This window comes from Ruegeria sp. HKCCD7628, from assembly GCF_057221005.1.
The window spans coordinates 424,542-436,340 of the sequence record NZ_JBWVBA010000002.1 but is presented as its reverse complement, the minus strand read 5'-3'; the positions used below and the strand labels follow the sequence as shown (position 1 = coordinate 436,340).

At 50.6% G+C, this 11,799-nt stretch carries 5 protein-coding genes; 3 read left to right on the top strand and 2 right to left on the bottom strand.

Going from position 1 to position 11,799, the window contains the following annotated elements; translation table 11 throughout:
• The first annotated feature begins 1,712 nt into the window (after positions 1-1,712).
• From AC2TAD_RS08560 to AC2TAD_RS08550, 3 genes are all read left to right on the top strand, one after another.
• Positions 1,713-4,067 (top strand): arylsulfatase, encoded by a 2,355-nt coding sequence (locus AC2TAD_RS08560; protein WP_480867140.1) that lies wholly within the window; start codon positions 1,713-1,715, stop codon positions 4,065-4,067.
• A gap of 84 nt (positions 4,068-4,151) precedes the next feature.
• The gene (locus AC2TAD_RS08555; protein WP_480867138.1) at positions 4,152-6,050 is read left to right on the top strand and encodes a DUF3604 domain-containing protein; all 1,899 of its coding nucleotides are present in this window, start codon (positions 4,152-4,154) and stop codon (positions 6,048-6,050) included.
• 214 nt (positions 6,051-6,264) lie between these two features.
• The gene (locus tag AC2TAD_RS08550; RefSeq protein WP_480867136.1) at positions 6,265-6,897 is read left to right on the top strand and encodes an ion channel; all 633 of its coding nucleotides are present in this window, start codon (positions 6,265-6,267) and stop codon (positions 6,895-6,897) included.
• Positions 6,898-6,909: 12 nt separating this feature from the next.
• Here the strand turns inward: AC2TAD_RS08550 and AC2TAD_RS08545 are convergent, their stop codons facing one another.
• Together AC2TAD_RS08545 and AC2TAD_RS08540 are read right to left on the bottom strand one after the other, a co-directional pair.
• On the bottom strand, positions 6,910-8,598 hold the full coding sequence (locus tag AC2TAD_RS08545) for an aspartate:alanine exchanger family transporter (RefSeq protein WP_480867135.1): 1,689 nt from the start codon (positions 8,596-8,598) through the stop codon (positions 6,910-6,912).
• A gap of 76 nt (positions 8,599-8,674) precedes the next feature.
• A complete protein-coding gene (locus AC2TAD_RS08540; protein ID WP_480867133.1) occupies positions 8,675-11,797 on the bottom strand; it encodes an efflux RND transporter permease subunit in 3,123 nt (1,040 codons plus the stop codon).
• Positions 11,798-11,799: the final 2 nt, after the last annotated feature.

The following is an 11,799-nucleotide window of genomic DNA, read 5'->3' as shown; positions in this document are numbered from 1 at the left end:
GTGGTGCCCGGGGGCGGCAGTTCTGCTCCCATTACAGGCATCGTGACTTATGATTGTCTCAGTAAAAGAAGGGGTATCATTGAGGACGAATCCCGGTCAACAGGCACGTTCTGTCCTACGGTTTGTCCTACGCCTCAGGACACCCTCAATATGGCCACCCATGACACGTTGAGCTCCATCCTCTCGCCCGAAATGCTGCACTAAGACCGCTACTGAATTCGCCCCCCCACGGGGGAGTATCAGAACTGGGGTGAGTGGTATTGGCTGCGTAGATCCCCAGCCATTTTTTTGAATGGACACTACCAGACACTGAAGTCCACTTATGACCGGGCCAGGCGGACGCCCCTGTTTTTTGTTTGTCCCTAAGGGCCTCTTCGGCCCCTAGGATGTTCTTAGAGCACTATGAGCTATTGGCGCAGTCAAAAGCCAAGACCTATAACTGTTAATAGGTTTAGGCTGCTAAACTAGACGGCCTTTCGGTCCTGACAAAGCGGGCCTTAGTTCCTCCGCGACCTTTGGTGCCGTGCACAAAGGACCAACCAAGCATTGTCCAAGCTGCATTGCTCTTTGCCAGCCTAGTTCCCCTGGTCTTCAGATTTGAATCGCCAATAAGCTCCCCCAGCTGCTCTACCTCAATTTCGTGCGTGGTAAGCGGAAGGGACTTAAGGCCATTCAAGACCTTCGTTTTGAAAGTCTCCTGACCTTTTCGAACCCCACGCCGACTGTTGTAGGCCGAGGGATCAATGTCGATGTTCGCACCCGGAAAGAGACTTTGGATCTCGTCTGGTAACACCCTGTCCTGATAAACCCATAGGCGCATTGGACCGCAACTTCCGTCCTTATTTGCGACTCGAACGCGACCACGGGCACCAAGCTGCTTGATCTGGGCCTTGTATTCGCCAGCCCTGACTTCTGCAAAGATGTCTTGGAGCGACCCCATCTGCTGATCTAGCAAAGGTTGTGTCACACGGACCGGTCAAATCGGGCCAACCATTGTAGCACCGGGCGAATCCGCCCAACACGCAAAAAGCGCCTCTTGTGGCGCTAAGTGTTTGATATCATTTTGAGAGTTTTGGTTGCGGGAGTAGGATTTGGCTTTTGCCGAACATCCGAAAAATTGACGTCCTAACGATACTACTTTGCGCAGTTCTTAATTTCATGATGATAAGTTGAAAAGTTTGGTTCAATAAAAGTAGACGGACGAGTTGACCTGTAAAGGGCCACCCAAACCTCAACCAGCGCGTAGGTTTGCACTTTTGGGATGTTAAAACAACGTGCAAAATCAATAGGCGTGACAAATACTTCGATCTGATGTTGTGCACATGTTTTGACCTAGCCAAAGGTGCGACAGTATGAGAGGAGCGAAGTGTCGTACGGCATTCAGCATCAGATTCCCTAACCTTAAAGCACTTCGGCGTCGTCACCCGAAGCAAACTAAACCCTGAGTAGCCTGTAAAACAGAGCGCTCAAGTTCCATTTGCTAACGCTACTAAAGTTTCGAACTACTCTGTTATAGCACCTCGGCTCAACTGTGACAGTGATGACAGTCAAAGCTACCCGATAAACACCGGCACAGCGCACAATAGAACCAAAAACCAACGGTGAAGTTCTTAGCACCTGCATCAAAGTCAGGTCGACGGCTTCCAACATTCATTCGATATGAACGGTCACCCGAAAAAGCATCTGAGCAATTAATTAAGGAGAGGAAACACATGAGGTTGCGTAACTTGGCTGTAGCGCAAGGTGTAATATTTGCGAGCTTGCTGTCTTTGGGTGCAACGCCATCTATGTCGCAGGATGGCTGGGACCGCTCGGTTTTGCCGATCCCTTTAACTAAATTCAACGGCCATATCGGCCTAAGAACTGGCGATTCCAGTCTGGACTTTCCGAGGCAAGTCGTCGCCCCAGAAGGTGCGCCCAACATTCTTCTAATTATGCCCGACGACGTTGGGTTCGGGGCACCCACAGCATTTGGCGGACCTGTCCCAACAGAAGCGTATGATCGACTAGCGAAAGACGGACTCCGTTTCATCCAGATGCATACAACCGCACTATGCTCGCCAACCCGGGCTGCGTTGATATCGGGGCGCAATCACCATTCGAACGCGACCGGTGTGATAATGGAAATCGGCACCGGCTTCCCTGGCTACAACTCCCTCATGCCCAAGGAAAACGGAACTATTGCCGAAATTCTCAAGGGAAACGGCTACAATACCGCGTGGTACGGTAAGAACCACAATGTTCCTGATTGGCAGTCGAGCCAAGTCGGGCCGTTTGATTTGTGGCCAACCGGCTTGGGCTTTGAACAATTCTTCGGTTTCATCGGTGGCGATACTAGCCAATTCACCCCTGCTATTTTCGATGGAACCAAACCGATCGAACCGCCCAACACCCAAGACTATCACCTAGACGTAGACATGGCGGATCGGGCTATTAACTATATTCGCGAACAACATGCACTTGCGCCGGACAAACCGTTTTTCGTTTACTACGCGCCCGGCACCTCGCACGCCCCTCACCACGCGCCAAAGGAATGGATCGAAAAATTCAAAGGACAATTCGATCAAGGTTGGGACAAGGTCCGTGAAGAGTCGTTCGCCAGGCAGAAAGAACTAGGAATAATCCCTAAAGATACCCTTCTAACTCCGAGACCTGAGCAACTGCGTGCTTGGGATTCACTGAACGACCAACAAAAAGAACTCTACGCACGAATGATGGAGGTCTACGCTGGCGCTCTTGCCCATATGGACCATCAAATCAACCGCATCATCGACGCCGTTGAGGAGACGGGTGAATTGGATAACACCCTCATTATCTACTTGATGGGCGACAACGGAGCGAGCGCCGAAGGCAGCCCGGATGGGCTCTTGAATGAAATGACTTTCTTCAACAACATCGCCGTACCCTTTGAAGATACATACGCGAGAATGGATGAGCTGGGCGGGCCAAATACCTTTGGTCACTTCCCTTCAGCTTGGGCGCACGCCATGAACACGCCATTCCAATGGACCAAACAAGTTGCCAGTCATTTCGGAGGCACACGTAACGGAATGATCATTCGCTGGCCAGCGGGGATAGAAGCCAGAGGTGAAGTGCGAAGTCAGTTCCACCATGTAATCGACATCATGCCAACAATTCTCGAAGCAGTAGGGATCCCGGCGCCGACATCAATAAACGGCGTCGCGCAATCTGAAATAGAAGGCACCAGTATGGTTTACGCTTTCGATAATGCCGATGCCTCTTCAACTCGTCGCACCCAGTACTTTGAGATGATGGGGAACCGAGCGATTTACAGCGACGGGTGGGTTGCGACGACTACGCCGCCGGAGGCACCCTGGATCAGCGTTACCCAGAAAAGCGACGTGATTAATGATTGGGCATGGGAACTTTATTATGTCCAAGAGGACTTTTCGCAGGCCAACAACTTGGCTGACGAAAACCCCGAGAAATTGGCCGAGTTGCAGATCTTATTCTATGGTGAAGCCGCCAAATACAATGTCCTTCCAATCGACAACGACAAGGTCGACAGGCTGGACGTAGCGCTCCGACCAAGCCTGACACAAGGTCGTTCTAAGTTCACATACTTCGACAACATGCGACGTATCCCCGAAGGCACAGCACCCGACTTCAAGAACAAGTCACATACGATCACTGCGCATGTCGAAATTGGCGAGGGTGAGACTGACGGAATGCTTGTCACCCAAGGTGGGCGATTTGGAGGATGGGCGCTCTATGTTTTGGAAGGAAAGCCAATCTACACCTACAATGTCGCCAACCTTGAGCGGTACAATATCGTGGGAGATGTCCTTACACCAGGCGAGCATACAATTCGCTACGAGTTCGAATACGACGGTGGAGGTGTCGGCCTTGGCGGAACAGGAAAACTCTTCGTAGATGACACACTTGTCGGAGAGGGCCGGGTCGAACGGACAATGGGCTACCGGATATCCCTCGACGAGACCTTCGATATTGGCTCCGACGCAGGAGAACCAGTGAGCGAAGACTACCATGTGCCATTCGACTTCCCAGGTGTTCTGAAGAAAGTCGAAGTTGAATTGGACCCGTAAGAAGAAAGCATAACTTGCGAGCGGTCAGCGTCCCTAAGGCCCTTACGAAACCTTCGCTCGAAAACGTGGAAATGGAGGCCCTAAATGAAGCTCAATTTTGCCACCGCAGTTTCAGTCACAACGCTGGTCGCAGCGACGGCTACGGCCCATGCGCAGGACCTCTTGCCACCCGCCGATTTAGTCGACGAGCCAAAGGCCGAATACTCTCCTTATGTCGACGACCATTTCCCAAACCGTGTTCTTTTCGGTGATACGCACTTGCACTCCTCGTGGTCTGCAGACTCAGGTATGGCAGGCGGGGTGCTGGATCAGGATGCTGGGTATCGCGTGTCACGTGGCGAAGAGGTGACAAGCGCGCTCGGTTGGCGGGTAAAACTGATCCGCCCTCTCGACTTTGTAGTAATGGCCGATCATGCTGAGAATCTCGGCCTTGCAGATTTTATCCGTCGCTCGGACCCGCTAATTTTGGCCAATGAGACCGGTAAACGCTGGCATGATATGGTTAAATCTGGGAACGGATATGAAGCGTTTCTTGAGTGGCTGCGCGCTAATGATACCGACTTGATCAACGAGCCAAAACTGCTCGCAACGGCATGGGATAGTGCAACAACCAACGCTGACGAATACTATCAGCCTGGAACTTTCACCACATTTCATGGCTTCGAATGGACGTCTCACCCCGGCGGCAACAACATGCATCGCGTTGTGATCTTCCGTGATGGCAAAGATCGCACTTCCCAAGTGTTCCCATTTTCGCAATACGACTCCACCGATCCCGAAGATTTATGGGACTACATGGCGGCTTATGAAGAGAAAACCGGTGGTCAGGTCCTTGCGATCCCGCACAACGGTAATTTGTCGAATGGGCTTATGTTCGCATTAGAGACCATTGACGGGTCCAACCTCTCAGGAGAACCGATCGACGCGAACTACGCGGCCAAGCGCATACGTTGGGAACCTTTGGCAGAAGTTACTCAACAAAAGGGTGATGGTGAGGCCCACCCGCTTTTGTCCCCTGACGATGCATTCGCCGACTTTGAGACAATCGACGCTGGCAATCTAAACGGTCAGGGTGCAAAAACGCCTGAGATGCTCCCCGCAGAATACGCCCGTGAGGCATTGAAGACCGGCCTGTTGGCAGAGGCAAGTCTTGGTGTTAACCCTTTCAAATTCGGCATGATCGGTTCGACAGACAATCATACTGCCCTGCCCACTTCACGAGAAGAGAACAACTTTTCAAAGGCTTCATTCGTAGAACCCGCTCCTGACCGCGCTTTCCACCCGCTTGTTGCTGCCGACGACCCCGCACTGTCTATCATGGAAGGCGACGTAGGTGCTTCTGGTCTTGCAGCTGTTTGGGCACGAGAAAATACCCGCGAGTCAATCTGGGACGCTATGGCTCGGAAGGAAACCTACGCAACTTCCGGTACGCGCCTGACCGTTCGAGTTTTCGCGGGTTGGGATTTCAAAGCTGAAGAGGTTTCGCGTCCAGACTTTGCCCGTACCGGCTATGCCCGCGGGGTACCAATGGGCGGCGACTTGACCGACGCACCAGATGGGGGCGCTCCAACATTGATGATCCGCGCTCTGCGTGATCCTGACGGTGCCAATCTCGATCGCATTCAAATCGTGAAAGGCTGGTTGAACGCCGACGGCACAACCTCAGAGAAGATCTTTGACGTGGCCTGTGGCGATCGGACTATCGTCGATCACGCCTGTGATGGAGATGTTGGCAACACTGTCAATGTAGCGGATGCCTCCTACACCAATACGATAGGCGAGCCGTTTTTAGCTGGTCACTGGATTGACCCGGAATTTGATGCGGAAAAGAGCGCATTTTACTACGTTCGCGTGATAGAAATTCCGACGCCTCGGTGGACCGCTTACGACGCAAAGTTCTTCGATGTTCAAATGCCGGAAGGCACTCGGATGCAATTGCAGGACCGAGCTTACACTTCACCTATTTGGTATACGCCAAATTAGTTGTTTAGCTGAAACTCACAAAGCAACGCGGCTCACGCACGTTTATCCTGTGGTTTATTTCGCACGGGATAGCGGCAGATAGTCGAACAAAACTGTTTTGGCATCACAAAAGCTCGCTGCAATTAGCGCGGTGACACCAAAATCTTTCCAACGATATAGTACGCAGGACTAACCGCGTCTCAATGACTGGACCAAAAATTTGAACGAAATGTCTATGCAGCATAATTCTTACTTGTTGTTAGCCTCGTTGCTACTCATGATCGTGATGTCTCCACTGCTGGAGAGTTTTGTCCTTGGGCAAAGAGTTCTGGACGTGATTTTTTGTCTGGTGCTAGTGAGCGCGGTTCTTTCTTTGACGGTTCGTCCCACTGTGCAACTGGCAGCAATAGCGGCAGCTTTAGCAATTCTACTAGTCCGCTTAACCGGCGCGTTAGATTTCGGCGACGTTTGGTATTTAGCAGGTTACGTTTTGTCTCTATTCTTGTTGGTACTTGCGTTCATCAGTTTGATGAAGGCCATTATTGTAGCCCATTATATCGACCTGAAAATCATTACCGATGCTGTGTCCTGCTATCTATTGATCGGAATTGCTTGGGCACTGATTTTTTCAATAATACATACGGTTTTGCCACATGCTCTTGACTTTGGCAAACCTGGAGAATCCGAAAAGTGGAGTAGTTACATATATTTAAGCTTTATGACACTCACTACCCTCGGTTATGGTGATATAACTTCCAGCAAAGCGGTGGTTCAAATCTGGTCAATCTTAGAAGCAATTGTAGGAGTTCTTTTCCAAGCAATCCTAATTGCAAGGCTTGTCAGCCTTTATGGGACCCGCACTAAGTAACCCACATAATAGTCAAAGCAGCATAATTAGTGTTCCAAGCGCCGTTAAAAGTACATTGGCAAGCGCGTAAGTTCCTGCATAGCCAAGGGAAGGAACGGAACTCTTCGCCGCTTGTTGAACAATCCCGAGAGCTGGCGTGCTAGTCATTGCACCAGTAAGAGCCCCTAAAAGTAAGGCCGGATTCATGTTTAGAACGATCCGCCCAAACGCATAGCCAGCCAATAGAGGAAGGCAAGTCACGACAACACCACAAAGAAACAGTTTCGGCCCGACCGCACCAAGAGCTTCGACTATGCCACCGCCGGCATTTAGGCCAACGCCAACCATAAAAAATAACAACCCTAACTCCATAAGAATAAAACGCGCGGCAGCTGGCATACGACCAAATGTTGGGCGGTTGGCCCTAAGAAAGCCAACGGCTATCCCAGAAACAAGTAGACCACCGGCGTTACCTATTCCAACGTCAATTCCACCAATTCTTACTGTAATCTGACCAATAAACAGCCCTACGACTATTCCCGCTGCAAATGTCAACAAGTCGGTTTCCACTGCGGCTCGCTCTTCTACTCCCAATATCGAAACTAACTGCTGCAAAGCAGCACGCTCGCCGGTCAAGTACATCACGTCGCCACGTTGGACCCTTGTCGAAGGTGACAGCGGCATTTCTATTTGCGAACGTGTCAATCGCGTCAGGCGGCACCCATGCTCTTGTTGGATTGCAAGCTGCCCAATCGTTTGGCCGACTGCAAAGCTGGAATTGACAACCACTTCAGCAACGTCGACCACAGCGTCTACCAAGTCATCGTCTAATACTTCGCGGCCAAGTTTCATTTCCTCCCGAATTTTCTCATGTAGTTTCGGCGAGCAAAAAAATGCGAGCTTGTCGCCAGGCTCAAGAGTTGTGTCTGGCGACACGTCGATTATGTCGTTGCCGCGCTTTAACTTATAGATCGCGCCATAGTCTTGATATTGAGACAAAAAATCGGATGATGCTTGAGCTACGGTTTTCTTTTCGTAATCGACAGATGGAACTTCGTAAGCCCGTAAAATTGGGCGCTCGGCCTCCTTTGCTGAATCCTCAGCAACAAAGCCGCGTTCCTTCGCAAAGTCTTGCGCCTTTTCAACCAGATCAATTTTAAGAAGGCTTGGTAATAGCTTAACAAGCAGCAAAAGACCCACGGTACCAAAGATATATGTAATCGCGTATCCAACACTGATGCTTTCGATTATCGCCTCAGAAGTTGAACCGGCCGGTATTGGAACCAATCCGGCTTCTACAGCATTCTGCGCACCTACAAGCGTAGGAGTACTCGTCAATGCCCCTGCCATCAAACCAGCCGCAAGCGCGTTTTCCAAGTCGACCACAAGAGCCAGTCCAACCACCAACGCAAAAGAGCCCAGAGCCATAAATAGTGCGATGGTCAAATAGCTGAGGCCATCTTGGCGTAACACGTTGATAATTTGAGGACCCGCTTGCCATCCAACTGAGTAGATGAACAAAGTAAATCCGATTGATTGGACGATCGGGTCAATTTGAAAACCAAAGTGGCCGAAAACCAGAGCGCACAACAATACGCCGCCGGTGATCCCTATCTCGAATTGGCCAATTTTGACGTTGCCTATCACGTAACCGATGGCAATGATCGTAAAAACGACCAACACCGAGTTGGCTGAGAAAAGCTGAAAGAAATCGATAGTCATCTTCTGCCCCGCTGTAGAGGGTATTGTTGTTCTCGCCTTTGGTCGCTTTACCGGCTGAAAAGATAACCCCAATTAGTTACGTTGCTGGCTCCTTCACACGATAGTAAATCGAGTAGAAGACCGGAATCATTATCATCGTGAACACCGTCCCAAAGGCCAGCCCGACGGCCATCGTCGTTGCCATGGCGACCCAGAAGATATCCTGCATCAATGGAAGAACACCAAGAATCGTTGTACCTGCGCCAAGCAAAACGGGACTTAGTCGAGAAACAGCAGCATTCATTACCGAGTCATACTGTTTCATACCCTGCGATTGATTCAGATTGATTTCGTCCAATAACACAATCGCATTTTTTATCATCAACCCGATGAGGCTCATGGCCCCAAGCAACGCCATGAAAGAAAAGGGTTGCAGGAATGTTAGCAAACCAACGGTAATACCGATTATCGCCAGCGGGACGACCGAGAAGATCACAAAAACTGGTCGAATAGCGTTGAAGAGCACCACAATCAAAAACACGATAATTATGATAGCGGGCGCCGCACCGGGCTGAAGCGAAGTTTGACTGTCCACTGTCCCGAAGTATTCTCCTCGCCATTCCAACTGATAACCGGGAGGCATGGGTATAGCCTCGAACTCCTCACGGACACTTTCGAACAACGTTGGAAATGTAACTTCGTCAGGGCTGGCCTGAATAGTTACAGCGCGCTTGCGATTCCAGCGCACAATAATTGGGTCTTCCAGCTCAACTTTGATGTCTTCTGTTACCGCAGAGAGAGGCAAGTTCTTTACAGACAGGGCTGGAACGACCTGCAAAAGCTCAAAGTCTTCGGCAGTTCGTTGCCTTTCATCGTCGACACGTCGAACAATAATTGGCAAGAGATCTTCGTTTTGGCGATAGAGTCCGACGGGCAAACCGTCAAATGCCGCGCGAGACGCATTCGCGATATCAGCGCGAGAAGTTGCGGTCCAAACACCCGTAACCTGATCAAACTCAGGAACAATCTTTGGAACTCGATTGCGCATGTCGGTCCGGATGTCCTTTGCGTAGGGCGACTTTTGAAGTATCTCCACCCCCTGCCGCGCAAGATCCCTCAACACTTCCGGGTCTGCATTTGCCGGGCCCGAGAACCTTGCCTCGAACGGCCAGGTAAAACCGGGACCTGCTGTGAACTTTCGAACTCGGACCATTGCCTCAGGCAGGTTATCCACAACCCAAGGCTCTAGTTCTTCGACAAGGCTATAAACACTGTCTAGATCGGTCGTGTTAATAATGACTTGTGCGTAGCTTTCGTAAGGAAATTCTGGATCAACGGGAAGATAGAATCTGGGGCCTCCGGAACCTACAAACGTGGAAACTCCGGAAACACGCTCATCTCCTTCCAGGTGATCTTCCACCCTTTTTGCCAGAGCCGAAGTCTGTTGAATGCGCGTACCTTCGGGTGCCCAGATATCGACCATAAACTGCTGCCGTGTCGCATCAGTGAAGAAAAGTCGATCTACGAACTGGAACCCGTAAAGCGCGGATCCGAACACTGCCAGCATAACAAGTACGGTAAGCCAGCGCACTCTGATGCACGTAGACAAGACCGCGCGGAACGTCGTGAAAACAACGCCCGCATATGGATCTCGTGATGAGTCTCGGTCGGCTTCCGAGATCTTGATAAGATCAACGCACATCAATGGCGTGATTGTCATGGCAATAAGCCAACTTAGCAGCAGCGAAACCCCTACCACCACAAATAGTGAACCGGCATACTCGCCTGCATCTGCGGTTGCTGCGAAGATTGGGTAGAAAGCCATCATTGCGATAACTGTCGCTCCCAGAAGAGCCCAACTCGGTTGGGCAGCGGCTTCAATGGCAGCCGCCTTGCGATCCATTCCTTTCTTCAAACGGACAGCCATACCATCTGCGACTACAATGGCGTTATCGACCATCATTCCCAGAGCAATAACCAGCGCACCTAGAGAAACCCTTTGAAGATCAATTTGCAGTATAGACATTACAATGAAGGTGCCGAGGATCGTCAGGATAAGCGCACCGCCTATTACCAGCCCCATACGCCAACCCATGGCCAGAGCAACAACGACCAGGACGATAAGAACCGCTTCTCCCAAGTTTATCATGAAGGCGTTTATGGCTTCCGTCACGAGATCGCTCTGCCAAGCGATTTTGTGCATTTCAATTCCCAAGGGAAGGTTGGCTTCGACAACGGCCAAAGCCGCATCCAAATTTTGTCCCGTGTCTACAATATTGCCGCCAGTCACATTGGCTATTGATATCCCAATTGCGGGTTGGCCATTGAAACGCATGACATTGATGGGTGGTTCCAGGTAACCTTGTCTGACATCTACAACGTCCTTGATTGCGATTGTTTCAGCACTGCGGTCTCTGGGGCGAGTTGCGTCATCAGCAAAATCCGCGGGAATATCCAGAGCTTTGTCCAGCAAGCTTGTACGGACTCGTAAATTCCCGATATCTTCCGGGCTTTCAAATTCTCCAGTCGGCGCAATTCGAAGGCGCATATCGCCAAGCTCTAGTTGCCCCGCATTAACGACCTGGTTCTGCAGTGCCAGCGTTGCAACAAAGTCTTCCGTCGTTACCCCGAGACCCAGAAGCTTTTGTTCCGAAGCATCAAGGTAAATAACCTTTGGCTGCACTCCCCAAGTTTCGACACGTGCAACTCCTTGAACAAGCGCCAGCTCTTTGCGGATCGCCTTTACGTATTCTTCCAATTGAGCGTAGGTGAAACCGTCGCCCGTTATCGCAAGAACGAACCCATACACAAAACTGAAGTCGTCGATAACGTTTGGGGTCATGGCTCCTGGCGGAAGCTGACCATGGACATCCCGGACCTTGCTACGCATCTTGTCCCAAACTTGGGGCAAGCGGTCCGCCCAATACTCCTGTTTGATTTCGACCTTTACAATTGAAAGTCCAGCTTTTGAGTAAGACGTAAGAAAACGAAGTTCCGGGAGTTCTTGAATTGCAGATTCTATAAGGTCAGTAACCTCTAGCTCTACTTCTTCAGGGCTTGCACCCGGGTATTGAGTAATCACGATCGCGGTTTTGACTGTAAAGTCAGGATCTTCGAGTTGGCCAAGACGGAAATAACTAAAGGTTCCGATAACCAAGATAAGGAACAGCGTAAAATACGTTACAACTCGGTTCTCAATAGATATCTGCGGAAGTGACATGG

Coding starts and splice junctions, on each gene's coding strand:
- AC2TAD_RS08555 (WP_480867138.1), top strand. CDS start 4,152: ATGAAGCTCAATTTTGCCACCGCAGTTTCAGTCACAACGCTGGTCGCA.
- AC2TAD_RS08545 (WP_480867135.1), bottom strand. CDS start 8,598: ATGACTATCGATTTCTTTCAGCTTTTCTCAGCCAACTCGGTGTTGGTC.
- AC2TAD_RS08560 (WP_480867140.1), top strand. CDS start 1,713: ATGAGGTTGCGTAACTTGGCTGTAGCGCAAGGTGTAATATTTGCGAGC.
- AC2TAD_RS08540 (WP_480867133.1), bottom strand. CDS start 11,797: ATGTCACTTCCGCAGATATCTATTGAGAACCGAGTTGTAACGTATTTT.
- AC2TAD_RS08550 (WP_480867136.1), top strand. CDS start 6,265: ATGCAGCATAATTCTTACTTGTTGTTAGCCTCGTTGCTACTCATGATC.